The 18,549-nt window shown below is 58.6% G+C and carries 13 protein-coding genes and 1 pseudogene; 5 read left to right on the top strand and 9 right to left on the bottom strand.

The features are described from left to right. Nucleotides 1-157: 157 nt before the first annotated feature. The 4 genes and pseudogenes from BZ163_RS05855 to BZ163_RS05840 all read right to left on the bottom strand — a co-directional run bounded on the left by BZ163_RS05855 (nt 158) and on the right by BZ163_RS05840 (nt 7,339). Complete coding sequence (locus BZ163_RS05855) at nt 158-2,326, bottom strand: autotransporter outer membrane beta-barrel domain-containing protein (RefSeq protein WP_256578951.1); 2,169 nt, start codon at nt 2,324-2,326, stop codon at nt 158-160. A 289-nt stretch (nt 2,327-2,615) separates the two neighbouring features. Then, complete coding sequence (locus BZ163_RS05850) at nt 2,616-4,601, bottom strand: hypothetical protein (protein ID WP_128870141.1); 1,986 nt, start codon at nt 4,599-4,601, stop codon at nt 2,616-2,618. A gap of 242 nt (nt 4,602-4,843) precedes the next feature. Next, nucleotides 4,844-5,987, bottom strand: a pseudogene (locus BZ163_RS05845) (glycerate kinase). A gap of 230 nt (nt 5,988-6,217) precedes the next feature. After that, nucleotides 6,218-7,339 carry a sugar diacid recognition domain-containing protein gene (locus BZ163_RS05840; protein WP_128870140.1) on the bottom strand — a complete coding sequence of 374 codons (1,122 nt, stop codon included), beginning with the start codon at nt 7,337-7,339 and terminating at the stop codon, nt 6,218-6,220. Between the two features lie 194 nt (nt 7,340-7,533). Between BZ163_RS05840 and BZ163_RS05835 the strand changes: the two genes are divergently transcribed. Both BZ163_RS05835 and rarD read left to right on the top strand, forming a co-directional pair. Next, on the top strand, nt 7,534-8,547 hold the full coding sequence (locus BZ163_RS05835; RefSeq protein ID WP_128870139.1) for an aldo/keto reductase: 1,014 nt from the start codon (nt 7,534-7,536) through the stop codon (nt 8,545-8,547). A 189-nt stretch (nt 8,548-8,736) separates the two neighbouring features. Next, a complete protein-coding gene (rarD, locus tag BZ163_RS05830; RefSeq protein WP_128870138.1) occupies nt 8,737-9,618 on the top strand; it encodes an EamA family transporter RarD in 882 nt (293 codons plus the stop codon). Nucleotides 9,619-9,745: 127 nt separating this feature from the next. Here the strand turns inward: rarD and hppD are convergent, their stop codons facing one another. Further along, nucleotides 9,746-10,822: a 4-hydroxyphenylpyruvate dioxygenase gene (hppD, locus tag BZ163_RS05820; RefSeq protein WP_128870137.1), complete on the bottom strand. Its 1,077-nt coding sequence runs from the start codon at nt 10,820-10,822 to the stop codon at nt 9,746-9,748. A 442-nt stretch (nt 10,823-11,264) separates the two neighbouring features. Between hppD and BZ163_RS05815 the strand changes: the two genes are divergently transcribed. Next, nucleotides 11,265-12,800: an EAL domain-containing protein gene (locus BZ163_RS05815; RefSeq protein WP_128870136.1), complete on the top strand. Its 1,536-nt coding sequence runs from the start codon at nt 11,265-11,267 to the stop codon at nt 12,798-12,800. A 254-nt stretch (nt 12,801-13,054) separates the two neighbouring features. Further along, nucleotides 13,055-13,420, top strand: a complete 366-nt coding sequence (locus tag BZ163_RS05810) for a histone-like nucleoid-structuring protein, MvaT/MvaU family (protein ID WP_128870135.1) — start codon at nt 13,055-13,057, stop codon at nt 13,418-13,420. A gap of 217 nt (nt 13,421-13,637) precedes the next feature. Here the strand turns inward: BZ163_RS05810 and BZ163_RS05805 are convergent, their stop codons facing one another. Then, the gene (locus BZ163_RS05805; RefSeq protein ID WP_128870134.1) at nt 13,638-14,162 is read right to left on the bottom strand and encodes a DUF4946 domain-containing protein; all 525 of its coding nucleotides are present in this window, start codon (nt 14,160-14,162) and stop codon (nt 13,638-13,640) included. Nucleotides 14,163-14,299: 137 nt separating this feature from the next. Between BZ163_RS05805 and gloA the strand changes: the two genes are divergently transcribed. Continuing rightward, nucleotides 14,300-14,821: a lactoylglutathione lyase gene (gloA, locus tag BZ163_RS05800; protein ID WP_128870133.1), complete on the top strand. Its 522-nt coding sequence runs from the start codon at nt 14,300-14,302 to the stop codon at nt 14,819-14,821. Nucleotides 14,822-14,985: 164 nt separating this feature from the next. Here the strand turns inward: gloA and ahpF are convergent, their stop codons facing one another. The 3 genes from ahpF to BZ163_RS05785 form a co-directional block, all read right to left on the bottom strand. After that, nucleotides 14,986-16,548 (bottom strand): alkyl hydroperoxide reductase subunit F, encoded by a 1,563-nt coding sequence (ahpF, locus tag BZ163_RS05795; RefSeq protein ID WP_128870132.1) that lies wholly within the window; start codon nt 16,546-16,548, stop codon nt 14,986-14,988. A gap of 128 nt (nt 16,549-16,676) precedes the next feature. Further along, nucleotides 16,677-17,240, bottom strand: a complete 564-nt coding sequence (gene ahpC, locus BZ163_RS05790; RefSeq protein WP_010460707.1) for an alkyl hydroperoxide reductase subunit C — start codon at nt 17,238-17,240, stop codon at nt 16,677-16,679. A 193-nt stretch (nt 17,241-17,433) separates the two neighbouring features. Continuing rightward, on the bottom strand, nt 17,434-18,372 hold the full coding sequence (locus tag BZ163_RS05785; RefSeq protein ID WP_128870131.1) for a site-specific integrase: 939 nt from the start codon (nt 18,370-18,372) through the stop codon (nt 17,434-17,436). Nucleotides 18,373-18,549 lie beyond the last annotated feature (177 nt).

Raw genomic sequence — 18,549 nt, 5'->3', positions numbered from 1 at the left:
CTGGCCTCTTCACGCAGTTGGCATGAATGGCCATTAAACGCTTGGGTGTCGATTTTCGATACTGACAGAACTGACAGTTGGACGATAAAAACCGGGGTTTTCCCGGGGTTCGATTGCAACGTGAAGTCGCAATTGAGCCCCCGGTGTGATCGTCCCGTTACCAGCTGTAGCGAACGCCGACGTTGGCCCCCCACGGCTGCTCGATCTTGTCGCCGTTGCTGTAATCGAGGTCGACATGGATCGATACCTTGTCGGTGACCGTCATCGCCACACCCGCACCCAACTCGCCACGGCTACCGGACAGGTCATTGTTGAACGAGTTCTGGTTGACTTTGACCTGGTTGTTTTTTGCAAACTCATGAGCATAGGCGGCACGGATATACGGCTGCACCACGGTGTCGGCGCTGAGATTGAAATTGCGCCCGACCGTCGCACCGACCTTGCCCAATAATGAGCGAGTGCGGTCGCCTTCGGCAGACAGGCCATTATCCAGGTCGTAGTCCTTACCCTCGACGATCAGGCCCGACAGTTGAGTGTAAGGCTCGACAAAGTAGCCGTCGTCCAGCGTGATGTGCCGACCGAACTCCAGGGACGCGCCAATGCCATTGTTGTCGTAGTTGCCCTTGGTTTTCTTGCCATCGCTGAGCTGAACGTCCGACTTGTTCTGGAAGCGGTTGAACTTGAGCACGCCGTCGAGGTAGTAACCGTTTTCGCGATCCAGCCATGTGGTGTAAGCGCCAACGTAGTAGCTGTCGACCGTACCGTCAGTGCCGCGGCCCAAGTCCAGGTCGGATTTGCTGTAACCGCCCAACAGACCGACCAGCCACTGTCCGTCACCGATCGGCAACGGCGCGTCGGCACCGAACGACAGGCCTTGCTGGGTTTGCCGGTAGCTGACGCCTGCGCTGGCACTCACATCGAATCTGTTGCCATAAGCGCGAACCCAGCCACCGGCCTTGCCTTCATCCATTCGTACTTCGCCCATGCGGCTGCGCAGGGTACTGAGTTCGCCGTACCAGACGGTCGGTGCCGTGTTGAACAGTGCCAACACCGAACGCGTGCCGGGGCTGACGACGCGAGTGGTGGTATCCAGGTACCAGTTGTTGCTGTCGCGTTGAATCAGATCGTAAGAGAACGCTCCCAGATCCACCGCCCCGCCCAGCAGCGAAAAGCGGGCGTCACCGCTGCCGGCATGCACCACATGCAAGCTGCTGGTGGCGGTCGGGTCGGTGCCGCTGCTGCCGATCAACAGGCGGTGATCACCGGTCGCAGTACCGGTCACGTCAAGGAAGTCGACATTGCCGGTGCCGAAGTCGGCATCCATGATGAAGGTGCCGTTACCGGACAAGGAGCCTACCGACAAGGTGTAAAACTCACTCGGATCACCGAGCTTGATTGCACCGCCGTCCATCGACAGCCTGGCGATATCGCCATCGCCCACCATCACCCAGGTGGCATCGCTGTTGATCGTCAGCTGTTCGAGATTATCCAGGCGCCCGGTGAGTGTCGCAGCGTTTTCCAGCTGTACGGTGCCGACGCTGCCGGCCTCGACAATGACATTGCCAACGAGTGAGCTGTTGCTGACGAGCAGATTGGCCGAGCCCCCGCCATTGACTTCAAGCAGCGTGCCGTTGCTGCCCTCCAGCGTGGATTTGTTGCGCACTTCAATGTTGGCCGATGGCGTACTGACGTTGAATCCATCGACGAGGATGGCCGACCCGTTTTGCCCGATAACGCTCGATTGGTTGTCCAGTATCAATGTGCTGGGCGCCGATATCCCGGGATTGACCGCTATCCATACGCCGTTCTTGCCGCCGGTAATGGAACTGGAACTGGCGGTGGCGTTACCGCTGGACATGAGTAGCCCGGCACCCTCGGGGTTCGTACCGGCGAGGGAGGATCGCTCCAGATTCAACTGGCTACGACCATTGACCAACCCGCCATTGCGCCCACCGGTGATGGTGCTGTCGAGCACTGTTACCTTCGAGCTCGTGGTGCCGTCCGGGCCGTCGCCCACGGACAATCCCGTTGCGTTGGTGCCGCCATTGATCTGGCTGGCGGTAATATTCGCGGTGCCGCCGCTGACCCCGACTCCATCGTCAAAACCATCGCCCGTTACGTGGCTGCGGTCGAGAGTCAGGGTAGAACCGCTCCTGACCCTGATATCGAACGTGCGTGCGTCGATGGCGGTCAGAGTCGCCCCGTTCTGCAGCTGGTAGCGATCTTCAGAATTTCCCGAACCTATGGTTTCACTCGTATTGTCAATGACCCGCGCCGTCACGTGTGGGCTGACCAGCAGCAATGCGGCCATGGACATAAGGTTCATGGCACAAAACAGCCGGCAACAAGCAAAGGATTTTATCGAAAACATGAAAAGCCACCTCTATATAATGTTTCACCAGAATGAGTCCGTCATTTCCCACAACGAACTCGGCTCGAACCTACAAAGGCGGCGAATAATATTGAGATGAAGTTCCAGCGGATGTAGGAAAAATCCTAAGCAGTGGTGGGTGTTATCCCGGAATGGAAATCCCACTCACCACCGGTGCAAAAAAAAGGGGTGCCGCTGCCGCTGCACCCCTTTCCGTTCCGTCAAAAAAAGCGGCGCCCTCAGCTCAAGGGCGTGTTATCGGGCAAACGCCTGTCCCTGTCCCCAACGCTACATTGAGCGTTGCGTCCGGCGACGGCGATGTCACGCCGCTGACGGTGTAACTGACGATACCCCGGCCAACCTGATCCGACTCACCGCCATACAACGGCAGAATTTTTGTATCGTAAGGCCGCACGATCCAGTCAAGGCCGGTACGCTCCTGGTCCTTGGTCAGAGGGTCAAATATGTATTCCAGATCGGTGCCGCCAATAGGGTCGGCAGGAAGAGGGCCGCTCGGATCATAGCCTTTATGACCCTGCCACTTGACCGTGACCACTACGTCCTTTTTCAGGTAGCGAGGGTTGGCCGGGATATGCACTTTGATTCCGAGGCCTTCGACCGGATCCCAATCCAACAAGTGGCAAAACATGAAATCGCCGGGGGCCTTGTCCGGGAACTGTACGGCGTCGGGGACGACGGTATGGACATTCACGTCGACTGGCGTAGGTTTTGAACGCTCTGCGTTGATAACACCGGGGCGACGAAGCCAGTAGAACACTGGCAACGCGGGATCATTACTGCGTTCATCGATGACGTCCCACGGGATTGGAATTTCCATAGGGGTGCCCGCTGTCTCGGTGGTGATGGTGGTCACGGGTAACACCGGCAACCCACCCCACATCACGTGAATTTCATCCCCCGGCACCGGTGGGTCGTAAAGCGTAAACAAGACTTTGGCGTCTTCTTCCGCATCTCTCAGTATCAGTTGGTTTTCAAGGTCCGACCTGCCCCGCACCTCCACCTCATCCAGGTTGGGGTTGGTAATGTCCGGCCAATCGGGGTTGACCGGCCCTACCCTGGAAAAATCCACCTGAACCGTAATGCCAGGTGCTGTGAAAGGCCGCGATCCACGACGGACTTCGTATTTCACCGGCGTTGTCTGTTCACCGGTGGCTTGGGTGTATTGGGCCTTTAAAACTTCCAGCGGGACCTTGATCCGGGTTTCAGACCGAGGCACTAACGGATGCGGCTGCAGCTCCTTTGTTCCCCAAGTGACATAAATATCATCGGTCGACTTGCCATTAGTCACCTCGGGGATCACCACTGTCACCTCCCGGCTGGCAGCATCGAGCTGATCGATCAGGCCGTTATCGTCTGCCAGCGGTACATGGGGTATAGGCAAAGGTTCGATGGGGAGCTTCCCGAGCGCAACGTTGCGCAGCCGCATGAGGGACAAACGGCTGGGATTGCCGGCCTTGTCAAACAAACGGTAAGCACAAAAGGCCGGACCATCCTCCAGCAACGACAGTGGGATTTCGAGTTTTCGATCTACCGGAATGTCTATCGGTACCGGGGTAATCGGCACGATGTCTTCCGGATTGATCGGTTCGACTTTTTGCCAGCCGTAAGAGATCGTGTCCCCCAGCTCGTAATCCGCGTAAGCGGGGATCTCGACCATTACTTTATTGCCGTTGGCCGTCAGGTAAGCGTCGTTTATTTCATCCGCAGCCAGAATGAATTCCGCAGGATTGAGCAGATCGTACGGCGGCGTTCGGTCGATACGCAGCGGCGAGGTCGTTGATTGACTGACGAAATCCGGGTCGCTGTAGAGCTTCAACGTCCATCTGAGATTGAATCGACCCTGAAAGTCTTTATCGAAAGGGTCAAGTGTGACCGGCTTGGGGAAATCGTCTCTATCTTGCGGGTAAGGAAAGGGTTCGTCCTTGAGTTTCGTATAGGTACTCTCGCCCACCCGCGCCCATTCAATCCGGACGGTGGCGTCCGCGTTGGGAAAAGGTGGAAGATTTTTCCATGCGGGAATGTTGACGACTAATGGCAAGTCATTGCTCGAGGCCGGGCGCAACCCTTCGGTATCTCCAGGGATCAGGCCATCCATGGTAAGGGGATCGAGCGCCTCGGAATCTGCCGTTGCGCGGTCACGTTGGGCCATGCGCTCGCGTTCCGCCCAACGTACCCGCTCCGCGTTTTTCTGTTTGTCTGAACTTGCCATGTTCACTTCTCCCGTACCGTTCAAATTCAGCCATGACCCTCGCCATGGCTGTGGAACCCGTCTGGCAGTTCGATCCATTTGCGCACTGCATACGACGCTTCGTCGTTCTGCCAGGCTTGCGAAGCCTGACCGAATTAGGCACGAGATTTTAATGCTCCGATACTGTCAGAGTTGACAGGTGGCGATGCATACAGAGGGTTGGCGGGCGCGGGAGTCGCGCGATCTCTGTGGTGAAGGAAGTGTCAGACCCTGCGCGTGGCTATCCGCCAGACCCGCGCTATATCGCTCGCCCGTTCACGCAACAATCGCGGAGCCTCGGCACAGGCCTGGGCCAATGTCATCGGTCCGCTCGCCAGGGCGAACGCGGCATCGATGCCATGGGCATACAGTTGCTGGTAACCCTCGCCCAGCGTGCCGGCGATGACGATCACCGGCACACCTTGTTGCCTGGCGATCCGCGCGACGCCAAACGGCGTCTTTCCACGCAGAGTCTGCGCATCGAAACGCCCCTCGCCAGTGATCACCAGATCGGCGTTTTTGACCGCTTCGGCCAGGCCAGCCAGTTCGGCGACCACTTCAACGCCGGCTTGGAATTGCGCCCCCAGAAACGCCTTGGCGGCAAACCCCAGGCCGCCTGCCGCACCGCTGCCGGGCTCGTCGCGCACTTCTGTTTTCAGGGTTTGGGCGCACAGTTCGGCGAAGTGCCCGAGGGCGCGATCCAGTTGCTCGACCTGTTCGGGCGAGGCACCTTTTTGCGGGCCGAAAATCGCGGAGGCGCCGTGGGGGCCGCACAGTGGATTGTTGACGTCGGCGGCGATGTCGAAGCGCGCGTCGGCCAGACGAGGATCGATGTCAGTCATGTCAATGCGGGCCAGTTGCGCGAGCGCCAAACCGCCTGGTTCCAACACCTTGTCGTGTGCGTCGAGCCAATTTCATGCCCAACGCCTGCATCGCTCCCGCGCCGCCATCGTTGGTGGCGCTGCCGCCAATCGCCAGGATCACCCGTTGTGCTCCGGCATCCAGTGCCGCGCGGATCAATTGCCCCGTGCCAAAGGTGCTGCTCAGGCAGGCATCGCGCTGATCGACCGGCACCAACTGCAGCCCGCTGGCTTCGGCCATTTCGATGATTGCGGTGTGGCTGTGGGGCAACCAGCCCCAGGCGGCATTGACCGTTGCACCCAGCGGGCCGCGGACCTCGATCCGGCGAAGCTCGCCCTTGCAAGCAGCCAGAACCGATTCAATCGTCCCCTCCCCGCCGTCGGCCATCGGGCATTTGACCAGTTGAGCATCAGGCCATACATCTGCCAGGCCCAGAGCAATGGCGTCGGCTACGCCTTGGGCGCTGAGGCTGTCTTTGAACGAATCGGGGGCGATCACGATTTTCATGGGTGTTCTCCAGTTCCAATGACTTCATGCTGCCAGTTGGCATCGACAATGACGCCAGGCCGCGGCACAAATTACGACCGGGTTTGTTGTTCATTGTCACAAAACCCGTGCCGCCCTGTAGGAGCGAGCTTGCTCGCGATGGACGTGAACGATAACCCGTTCCTCCCGTTGGATCGCGTCAGCTTCAAGTCCATCGCGAGCAAGCTCGCTCCTACAGGGGGTTGTGTCGTTTAGGGTTTTGCGTCGGTGTCGGGCAATAGCTGAACGCCCAGATAAAGTGCCAGCATGCCGTCCAGGCGCAAGGGATCGACGCCGCTGAGTTCGGCGATGCGTTCCATTCGGTAGCGCAGGCTGTTGCGGTGGATGCCCAGTGCATCGGCACAGGCCTGGCTCTGGCCGTCGTGGTCGCACCAGCTGCGCAAGGTTGCCAGCAGTTGGCCGTTACCGTCCTTGGCGATGACTTGGCGCAACGGTTTGAGCAACTCGTCCAGTGCGTCGTCGTTGCGATGGCGCCAGAGCATCACCGGCAGTCGATAGCGGTTCAACGTCAGCACACGGGTGCGGGGCACTACATCGCGCCCGTAGGCCAGCAAGTCTGCGACCTGCCGATTGCAACGACGTAAACCCGACAACCCATCGCCCTGCCCGCCCACGGCAATGCGCAGGATGTTCCAGCCGAGGCCGTCGAGCTTTTCCAGCAGCCGCTGGTTCTCGACTGTCTGGCTGGCCGGTCGGCACCACAGCAACGAAGACTTGGCCGAGCTTATGCACCAACTGTCCGGGTAGCGCGAGGTGAGCCAGGCGCCGAGCGCTTCGACGGTTTGCCCCGGCCCCTGTTCCACACCCAACTCGAACAGATAGGGTACCCGGTTCATCTGTGGCTTGAGCCCCAGTTGCTGTGCTTCGTCGATCAGTCGCGGCGAATCCCCGGCCTCGCTGAGCAGCAACGCCAGCAGGTCATCGCAACGCTGGCGTCGCCATTGCTGGTCGGCTTGTTGATTGCGCTGGGCCACCAGCATCTCGGCGGTCATGCGCACCAGTTCGGCATAGGTCCGCAGTTGCTCGGGGTCGCCGGTGATACCGAGCACGCCAATCAGGCGCTGGTCGAGCAACAGCGGCAGGTTGATGCCCGGCTGCACGCCCTTGAGGTGCATCGCTGTCTGGGCGTCGATCTCCACTACTCGAGCATTGGCCAGTACCAATTGCGCGCCTTCATGGCGAGTATTGACCCGCTCCGCTTCGCCGCTGCCGAGAATCAGTCCCTGGCTGTCCATGACGTTGACGTTGTACGGGAGGATGGCCATCGCCCGGTCGACGATGTCCTGGGCCAGATCGTGATCGAGTTCAAACATAGCGGTGATCCTTGCAAGCGGGATGGGGCTGGCCGAGCTTCATTCGGCGATCAACGTTAACCTCGCTTTGCGAAAAAACATAATAAAGAGAGTGCCCCGCCTTCTGTGGTCCGGGGTATTCGATATTTCAGTTTGATCCCTGCGGTTGTTCTGGTATTTGATTGAGCCTTTCCCACTGGCAAAAGGATTTCTTCATGAGCTACCGCACGCTGGGTCATTCGGGCCTGCAGGTGTCGACCCTGACCCTGGGCACCATGATGTTCGGCGAACAGACCAGCACCGAGGATTCCCTGCGGATCATCGACAAGGCCTGGGACCAGGGCATCAATTTTATCGACACCGCCGACGTCTATACCAACGGCCGCTCTGAGGAAATCGTCGGCGAAGCCATCGCCAGTCGCCGTCAGGAATGGGTGCTCGCGACCAAGGTCGGGTTCGGCCCGGTGGACGGCGTGCCGAACCGCAGCGGCCTGAGCCGCAAGCATCTGTTCAATGGCATCGACGCCAGCCTGACGCGCCTGGGCACCGATTATCTCGACATTTATTACCTGCACCGCGAGGATCACAACACGCCGCTGGAAGTCACTGTGTCGGCCATCGGCGACCTGATTCGCCAGGGCAAGGTCCGCTATTGGGGTTTGTCGAACTACCGTGGCTGGCGCATTGCCGAGGTGATTCGCGTGGCGGATAAACTGGGGGTCGACCGACCGGTGATCAGTCAGCCGCTGTACAACATCGTCAATCGCCAGGCCGAAACCGAGCAGATCACTGCCGCACACACCTATGGTCTGGGGGTGGTGCCTTACAGCCCGTTGGCGCGCGGTGTGCTCAGCGGCAAGTACGCGCCGGATGTGCAGCCCGACGCCAACAGCCGTGCCGGGCGTGCCGACAAACGCATTCTGGAAACCGAGTGGCGAGTGGAATCCCTGCGTATTGCGCAGCAGATCCAGGCGTACACCCAGAGCCGCGGGGTGGGGATCGTCGAGTTTGCGATTGCCTGGGTGTTGAACAACAGCGCGGTGACGTCGGCGATTGTCGGCCCGCGGACCGAGGAACAGTGGGACGCCTACACCAAGGCACAGGCGGTGAAGATCACGGCTGAGGATGAAGCCTTTATCGACTCGCTGGTGACGCCGGGGCATGCGTCGACGCCGGGGTTCAATGATGTGAGCCATTTTGTGTCCGGGCGCAAACTCTTGCCCCTGTAGGAGCGAGCTTGCTCGCGATGAACCAGAGAGCGCCGCGGGGTGTCAGGTTTCCAGCGTTATCGTTGACGACCATCGCGAGCAAGCTTGCTCCTACAATGATTGGGCCGGTGTTGATTGATCGGTCAATATTCGGCTCGAAAACCACGTATCCTCTGCGCCCCGTTTCACGTTCAACCTCGCGAGGGCAGTTTGTCTAAAGGTATCGCTTTATCGGTCTCGGCCTCGGTGCTGTTTGCCGTCATGTATTACTTCACCTCGTTGCTCTCCCCCCTGAGCGGCGTGGAAATCTTCGGCTGGCGCATGCTGCTGACCCTGCCCTGCATGACCGTGTTCATGGTGGTCTCCGGCGAATGGAAACGGGTGATCGCGCTGTTTCGGCGGCTGGTCGGCCAACCCAGACTGCTTGCCGGCATGGCCCTCTCCGCAACGCTGCTCGGCCTGCAACTCTGGCTGTTCATGTGGGCTCCGCTCAACGGCTATAGCCTCGACGTGTCCCTGGGCTACTTCCTGTTGCCGCTGTCCATGGTCCTGACCGGGCGGTTCGCCTATGGCGAGCGCTTGTCCTACCTGCAGAAGGTCGCGGTGTTTTTTGCTTCCCTCGGCGTGCTCAACGAGCTGTATCAGATCGGCGGTTTTTCCTGGGCGACCTTGTTGGTCGTCATCGGTTATCCGCTGTACTTCATCCTGCGCAAGCGCCTGGCGACTGACAACCTCGGCGGTTTGTGGATGGACATGGCCATAATGCTGCCCGTGGCGCTGTGGTTCGTTCAAAGCGGCGAACAAGGCTTCGGCGTGTTCGATCAACATCCATGGCTGTCGCTGCTGATCCCGTTGCTCGGGGTGATCAGTGCTTCGGCGCTGGTGGTCTACATCATCGCCAGCCGGTTGCTGCCGTTCAGCCTGTTCGGGTTGTTGAGCTATGTCGAACCGGTGCTGTTGCTCGGGGTGGCGTTGTTGCTGGGGGAAAGCATCAAGCCCGGGGAATGGCTGACCTATATTCCGATCTGGCTGGCGGTGGTGGTGTTGGTGTTTGAAGGGTTCAAGCACATGGTCCGTAACCGCAGACCTTAAGGTCGCGCAAAACCCATTGTGGGAGCGGGCTTGCTCGCGAAGGCGTCGAATCAGTCAACAAAAACGTCGTCTGACACACCGCTTTCGCGAGCAAGCCCGCTCCCACAGTTTTTACAGCAGTTGCGGTTTAGTCGGTGGCGAGCACACCACGACGAACCTGATCACGCTCGATCGATTCAAACAACGCCTTGAAATTGCCTTCACCGAAGCCATCGTCGCCTTTACGCTGGATGAACTCGAAGAACACCGGGCCCATCAGGGTTTCCGAGAAGATCTGCAGCAGCAGGCGCTTGTCGCCCGACTCTGACGAACCGTCCAGCAAGATGCCCCGCGCCTGCAGTTCGTTGACCGGTTCGCCGTGGTTCGGCAAACGGCCTTCGAGCATCTCATAGTAGGTTTCCGGCGGCGCAGTCATAAAGCGCATGCCAATGCTTTTCAAGTGATCCCAGGTCTTGAGCAGGTCCTCGCTGAGGAAAGCCACGTGCTGGATGCCCTCGCCGTTGAACTGCATCAGGAACTCTTCGATCTGCCCGGCGCCCTTGGACGACTCTTCGTTCAACGGGATGCGGATCATGCCGTCCGGCGCGGTCATCGCCTTGGACGTCAGGCCGGTGTATTCACCCTTGATGTCGAAGTAGCGGATCTCGCGGAAGTTGAACAGCTTCTCGTAGAAGTTGGCCCAGTAGGCCATGCGCCCGCGGTACACGTTGTGGGTCAGGTGGTCGATGATCTTCAGGCCGGCCCCGACCGGGTTGCGGTCAACGCCTTCGATGAACACGAAGTCGATGTCGTAGATCGAGCTGCCTTCGCCGAAACGGTCGATCAGGTACAGCGGCGCACCGCCGATGCCTTTGATCGCCGGCAGGTGCAGCTCCATCGGGCCGGTCTCGATGTGGATCGGCTGGGCGCCGAGTTCCAGGGCGCGCTTGTAGGCCTTCTGCGAATCCTTGACCCGGAAGGCCATGCCGCACACCGACGGGCCGTGTTCCGCCGCGAAGTACGACGCAACGCTGTTGGGTTCGTTGTTGAGGATCAGGTTGATCGCGCCCTGGCGATACAGTTGCACGTCTTTGGAGCGATGGGTCGCGACCTTGGTGAAGCCCATGATCTGGAAGATCGGCTCCAGGGTGTTGGGGGTTGGCGATGCGAATTCGATGAATTCAAAGCCCATCAGGCCCATTGGGTTTTCGTATAAATCTGCCATTTTGGCGCCTCATCATGCTTTTAGAATCAACAGCTGAAAGTAACGGATCGTTAGTTGCTGGCAATGCTGAGACCGGCGGGTGGCGCGCAGGAGATGCCCCGCACGCTGCGGGCGAGGAAGTCACCGTAGATCAATTGAAACCCAAATATCTTCATGGTCGACCCAAGGCTATGACGGGCGAGGCTTCTGCTGCCAGAAGACGATTATTCTTATATGCGTAACCCGATTCTACACAGCGTAAATCGTTTTGTCCGCCTTCTGTATCAAATCGCCTATTTCCCTGCGCGCGCAAGGGGTTTGTCAAAAGGCTGTGTACTACCGTTGATCGGCAAAAAACCCCAAGTCGTTCTATCATGCCCGTTAGCTGAACTCTTTTTGGGAGGCCCGCAGTCGTCCTGCCTGCATTTGAGAGCCCTCTTTTTCACCGCAACAGGTCCCATGAATGCCACTGAACGTCAAAAACCGCCGCAAACGCGGGATCAGGATTGCTGTGACCGTCTTGAGCGGTTTACTCCCGGTATCGTTGGGGTTCGCCATTCTGTATATGCAGGCTGAACGCACACTGCAACAAAGTACCCGGTTAACGGCGGAACAAGCCGTGAACCAGTTCGAATTGATGTTCGACAACACTGCCGAGGCCGCGCGCGAGTTGCTGCCGCTGGCGGGCCAACGCTGCAACGATGTCAAACTGGCCTTGCGTGAACAGGTCACCCGCCGCCCCTTCGTGCGCTCGACCAATCTGGTCTGGGACGACAGTATTTACTGCAGTTCCCTGTTCGGTGACTATCAGGAAAGGATCAATGCTGGCGACTACGCCCATGGCCAGTTGTTGTTGATGAAGAGCAATCCGGTCACGCCCGATAGCGCGCTGCTGGTGTATCGACTCAGTGAAGGACAACGGAGCGCCCTGAGCGCTCTGGACGGTTATCACCTGAGCAATGTATTGCGTCTGATCGGCCGCAACACCTTATTGGCGCTGCAAGTCGGCCCACATTGGCTGGCCGCCGACGGTCAGTTCCACGATGGAGCCCTGCCGCTCTTTCCGGTAGCGCAAAACGAACTGGCCTCCTCGCGATACGCTTTTACCGTGGCAGCCGGTTTCCCCGAGGGCGAAACCTGGCGCTATATGAAAAGCGAATATCCGCCATTGTTCAGCTTGCTGATATTTTTCGGCGTGGTATCCGGCTCGATCGGGCATGTTCTGCAAAAACGCGCCATGTCCCCCAGCCATGAAATGCAACGCGCGATGGAAGCCGCGGAGTTCATTCCCTACTTCCAGCCGGTGGTCCATGGCGACAGCAAGCGGTGGTCCGGTTGCGAGGTGCTGATGCGCTGGAATCATCCAAAGGAAGGTCTGGTGCGCCCGGATCTGTTCATCCCGTTTGCCGAATATTCCGGGCTGATCGTGCCGATGACCCGCTCATTGATGCAACAGACCGCCGCGTTGCTGGCGCCCCTGTCCCCCTCGTTCACAGAACCCTTTCATATAGGCATCAACATAACCGCCAGCCACTGCAAGAACCTGGATCTGGTCGAGGATTGTCGCGAGTTCATCAAGGCCTTCGACCCGGGCTCGATCAACCTGGTGCTGGAGTTGACCGAGCGCGAGCTCATTGAGCCCACGGCCATGACCCATCAATTGTTCGAACAGCTGCACGGGTTGGGCGTGATGATCGCGATCGACGATTTTGGCACCGGCCACTCGAGCCTGGGCTATCTGCGTCAATTCAATGTGGACTTCCTGAAAATCGACCAGAGCTTCGTCGCCATGATCGGAGTCGACGCACTCTCAAGGCACATTCTTGACACCATCATCGAGCTCTCGGCCAAGCTCGATCTGGGCATTGTCGCCGAAGGCGTGGAAACCCTGGAGCAAAGTGATTACCTGACCGCCCACGGGGTGAACTTCCTGCAAGGTTATCTGTTTGGCCGACCAATGCCCGGCGCGGAATTCATTAATGCATTAAGTCACCATTAACTAATCGCTAAAAGTGACGAGACAGAGCGGCGCGCAGCCATTTGAATCAAAATATTAGTCTAGTTACATGACGAAAAAGACAGGATTTACTCTTGGCTCATTAACTACTACAATTTTTCATGCCTGCACTACAATTTTTCATGCATGCGCAAAGATTGGCAGGTGAGCCACTATCACCGAGTCGCTACAAGGCGCCTGGCTTTTAGCCTTGTTTGCGGTTGGTATCAGCCAAATACACTATTGGAGTAAAGATATTGTCCAGACTCGCTGAATTTCGTGCAGCTGAAAAGGCCCTTCAGGAACAGCTCAAGCAGCTCGAAGCGCTGAAGAACGATGCCGGGCTCAAGAAAGAAATCGAATTCGAAGAAAAGCTCCAGGGACTGATGAAAACCTATGGCAAGAGCCTGCGCGACGTCATCGCCATTCTCGATCCGAACCCGGGCAAATCCGGTCTGCAACAGGCCGCAGCGCCTAAAACCCGCCGTGCTCGCGTGGTCAAGGTCTATCAGAATCCGCACACCGGTGAACTGATTGAAACCAAAGGCGGCAACCACCGCGGCCTGAAAGCCTGGAAGGAACAATACGGTGTCGACACCGTGGATTCCTGGCTGCGTGGTTAAGTACCCGCGGTAATAAAAAACCCTGCCAATGCAGGCAATGCTGTTGTAGGAGCGAGCTTGCTCGCGATGGTCGCCAACGATAACGCGTATTTTCTGGATAGTACGCGGTGTTCTGGAATCCATCGCGAGCAAGCTCGCTCCTACAGTGTGCTTAGTCCCTTCGGCTATCTAAAAATGTCCGTAAGTACTTACGCCTGCAGCACATTGAAATCTTCAACTAAAGTTTCAAGCTGTTACGGGCAGCGTCTATCTCAGCCTGGCTTGCCTTATAAACCTCAGCCTGCCCCGCGCAAGAAAAAACATAGGCCTTATCGGCATCCACGGCCGCTACCAATAGTTGAGACAGCACATGACGACCGTTCTGGGTAATGGTGCAGGTAGTTTCCAGCGCTTCCAGGCGGCTCAAGCGAGCGGGGTGAATCTTGTTGCAGACACTTTGATAGCCGCCTTGAAAGAAGTCTTTCTGCACCGACTTGCGCATCTCCAGCAACACACCCTGCAGATTCACCTGATGGTCGCCTTGTATCTCCGTCATGGTCACCTCCATCACCATCACCGGCGTTCCGCCCTGATCGTGTTTCACTGCGCGCTGGCGGGACACCTGGGCATTGGCGGCTTCCTGGGGAACAGCTTCGACCTCCCAACCGGCAGGCCAGGTCATGACGGGTGCATCGGCGTGAGCAGTATTTGCAGCCAGGAGCACACCCAGCAGGACGAAAATCGATGGAAAAAACCGAATCATTGCAATGAATACTCAGGGTTTGATCCGCAAAGTCTGAGCCTCGCCCGTCGGCCAGGCAATAGCTGAAATTTGGTGATGCCCGCGCCCTTGCGTATCATGGTCGCCATCGCTAGCCCCACTTATTGTCCGGAGGGCCCATGAGCCTGCACGAATTGAATACCTTCCCCGGCGTGACCGCCCAGCCTGATACCGCGACCCGCAAGTTCGTGTTCAACCACACCATGCTGCGGGTCAAGGACATCACCAGATCCCTGGATTTCTACACCCGGATCCTGGGTTTCTCGCTGGTGGAAAAACGCGACTTCCCGGAAGCCGAATTCAGCCTGTACTTCCTGGCGCTGGTCGATAAAGACCAGATCCCGGCCGACGCCGCGGCGCGCACCGAATGGATGAAATCGATCCCCGGCATCCTCGAACTGACCCATAACCACGGCACCGAAAACGACGCGGATTTCGCCTACCACAACGGCAACACCGACCCGCGCGGTTTCGGCCACATCTGCATCTCGGTGCCGGACATCGTCGCCGCCTGCGAGCGCTTCGAGGCACTGGGCTGCGATTTCCAGAAACGCCTGAACGACGGCCGCATGAAGAGCCTGGCGTTCATCAAGGATCCGGATGCCTACTGGGTCGAAATCATCCAGCCCGCGCCACTCTGACGTACACCCCTGTAGGAGCTGGCTTGCCAGCGAAGGCGGCCTCAAGCCTTGCGGCGCCCATGCGAGCGCCTTCGCCAGCAAGCCGGCGCCTACAAAAAGCTTGCAACGGCGCGCACAAAAAAACCCATGATCGCGCATGGGTTTTGTGTTTTCAGCGTCCGGGCTTACGCCGGGGCCGAAGTCCGGATCAGGTGATCGAATGCGCTCAGGGAAGCCTTGGCCCCCTCGCCCACCGCAATCACGATCTGCTTGTATGGCACAGTCGTCACATCACCGGCCGCAAACACGCCCGGCACCGACGTCTCACCACGGGCATCGACAATGATCTCGCCGCGCGGCGACAACTCGATAGTGCCTTTAAGCCAATCGGTGTTGGGCAGCAGACCGATCTGCACGAAGATCCCTTCCAGCTCCACCGTCCGCAATTCATCCGACTGACGATCCTTGTAGCGCAGGCCATTGACCTTCTGACCATCGCCAGTCACTTCAGTGGTTTGCGCATGGGTGATCACGGTGACGTTCGGCAGGCTGTGCAACTTGCGCTGCAGGACCGCATCGGCGCGCAGTTGCACGTCGAACTCGAGCAGCGTCACATGGGATACGATGCCGGCCAGGTCAATGGCTGCTTCGACGCCGGAGTTGCCGCCGCCAATCACCGCCACCCGCTTGCCTTTGAACAGCGGACCGTCACAGTGCGGGCAGTACGCCACGCCCTTGTTGCGGTATTGCTGCTCACCGGGGACGTTCATTTCACGCCACCGCGCACCGGTCGCGAGGATCACGGTCTTGGCTTTCAATGTCGCGCCGCTGGCGAAGTGGACTTCGTTCAATTCACCGTTCTTGCCCGGCACCAGTTTGTCGGCGCGTTGCAGGTTCATGATGTCGACGTCGTACTGCTTGACGTGCTCTTCCAGGGCCACGGCCAGTTTCGGCCCTTCGGTTTCCTGCACGGAGATGAAGTTTTCGATGGCCATGGTGTCCAGCACCTGCCCACCAAAACGCTCGGCCGCGACACCGGTGCGAATGCCTTTACGGGCGGCGTAGATCGCTGCCGCAGCACCGGCCGGGCCACCGCCGACAACCAGTACGTCAAAGGCTGCTTTGGCACTGATTTTCTCGGCCTGACGCTCGATGCCGCTGGTGTCGATCTTCGCGAGGATTTCTTCCAGGCCCATACGGCCCTGGCCGAAGTTCACGCCGTTGAGGTAGAGACTGGGCACGGCCATGATCTGGCGCTCGTCGACTTCGGCCTGGAACAGCGCGCCGTCGATGGCGACGTGGCGGATGTTCGGGTTCAACACGGCCATCAGGTTCAGCGCCTGGACCACGTCCGGGCAGTTCTGGCACGACAGCGAGAAGTAGGTCTCGAAATTGAATTCGCCCTTGAGCGAGCGGATCTGTTCGATCACCTCGACACTGGCTTTCGAGGGGTGGCCGCCGACTTGCAGCAAGGCCAGCACCAGGGACGTGAATTCGTGGCCCATGGGGATGCCGGCGAAACGCAGGCTGATATCGGCACCCGGGCGATTGATCGAGAACGATGGTTTGCGTACATCATCACCGTTGTCGAGCAAGGTAATCTGGCTGGATAGACTGGCAACGTCTTTCAGCAATTCGAGCATTTCCCTGGATTTCGCACCGTCGTCGAGGGAGGCAACGATCTCGATCGGCTGGGTGACCCGTTCCAGGTATGACTTCAACTGGGTTTTAAGATTGGCGTCCAACATACGGGCGATTTCCTTTTTGAATGTGTAAAAAAAAAACGCCCGAGCGAATCTCGCCCGGGCGTTTTTATTGGGCGGTGCAGCGTACTCAGAAGGTGCGGAGTTCCGCCCTGATCAAGCGTGTCACAGACTTAGATCTTGCCGACCAGGTCCAGGGACGGAGCCAGTGTGGCCTCGCCTTCTTTCCACTTGGCTGGGCAAACCTGGCCCGGGTGAGCGGCGACGTACTGGGCTGCCTTGATTTTGCGCAGCAGTTCGGAAGCGTCACGACCCACACCACCGTCGTTCAGTTCGACGATTTTGATCTGGCCTTCAGGGTTGATCACGAAGGTGCCACGGTCAGCCAGACCGGCGTCTTCGATCAGCACGTCGAAGTTGCGGGAGATGGCGTGGGTCGGGTCACCGATCATGGTGTACTGGATTTTGCCGATGGCTGGCGACGTGTTGTGCCAGGCAGCGTGGGCAAAATGGGTATCGGTGGAAACGCTGTAGATCTCGACGCCCAGTTTCTGGAACGCGTCGTAGTTGTCAGCCAGGTCTTCGAGTTCAGTCGGGCAAACGAAGGTGAAGTCGGCTGGGTAGAAGAACACGACAGACCACTTGCCTTTCAGGTCAGCGTCCGACACTTTTACGAAGTCGCCATTTTTGAAGGCGTCAGCTTTGAACGGTTTAACTTGGCTGTTGATGATAGGCATCGATGACTCTCCGTCAGGGTTGAAAAGTTGATGGAATGAATCCTACCTATTCAATTCCCCGATAGCTCATTGGCAAACCTCATGCAGCTGATTGGTTTTCGCTATTAGCGGACAGTATTAATAGAAGAAAACGCTCCTAGGAGCCTTTCTCAATGGATTCCTCTGCGCGACGGGGAAATAGCTTGAGACGTTCCTAGGGGCTCACGGGCTTTTCAACGATCCGGGGCATCACCGGAAACGGATTGGCGTCGACGTAGCGCATGGCCGACTTCATGTCCTTCCAGCCGACGTAACTCATCAACGATTTCAAATCCCACCCGCTCTGATGCGCCCAAGTGGCGAAGCCGCGCCGCAAGGAGTGGCTGGTGTACTGTTCGGCGGCAATTCCCGCGCGCTCCAGCGCCTGGCGCAATAACGGGATCACGCTATTGGCGTGCAACCCCTCCTCGCTCAAGTTGCCCCAGCGATCGATTGCGCGGAACACCGGACCACGGACCAACGCCGCCGCGCTGATCCAGTCGATGTACGCCTGCACCGGACACAACCGCTGCAAGGCCGGCGTCTGATAGGTCTTGCCGAGGTTCTCACGATCGCTTTTGCTGCGCGGCAGGTACAGCGTGATGCCGGCACCGGCGCTCGCTTGCACGTGCTCAATCTGCAGGCGACACAACTCATCGCTGCGAAAGCCACGCCAGAAACCCAGGAGATCAGCGCGGTGTCCACGCCTTGCCCGCAAAAGCACCGGTTGATCGCCTGCAGATTTTGCCGATTGCGCCTCCTGCTCCAGCCAGGTCACCGCCTGTTCGAGATGTTGCAGCTGCAACGGCTCGGCCTGTTTCTCCTGCGCCGGATGCAGCGCGCGAATGCCCTTGAACACCTTGCGCACCACCGGCGCCTTGGTCGGATCGGCAAAACCCTGGCTGTTGTGCCATTGCGCCAGTGCCGACAAGCGCAGCTTCAAGGTGTTGATCGACAGCTCACCGGCATACGCCACCAGGTAGCGCGCGATGCTGTCCGCCGTTGCTGGCAGAAACCCGCCCCAACTGACCTCGAAGTGCTCGATGGCCGCCCGATAGCTGCGGCGAGTGTTGTCGCGGGTGGCAGCTTGCAGGTAACGATCCAGCTCGCTCATGAAAATAACCTGTACCTGTAGGAGCGAGCTTGCTCGCGATGGACGTGAACGATAACGCTGGCCTGTCTGAATGCCCGCGCGGCACCCTCGGGTTTTGTGCGCCAATCCCGAAATTGACACCGCCCCCTGTACGGAGCTGGCTTGCCAGCGAAGGCGTCCGTTCAGTTAAAAATAGGT

Origin of the sequence: Pseudomonas sp. VI4.1 (assembly GCF_002029345.1) — a bacterium.
GTDB lineage: Bacteria > Pseudomonadota > Gammaproteobacteria > Pseudomonadales > Pseudomonadaceae > Aquipseudomonas.
This window is presented reverse-complemented; position numbering and strand designations above follow the sequence as displayed.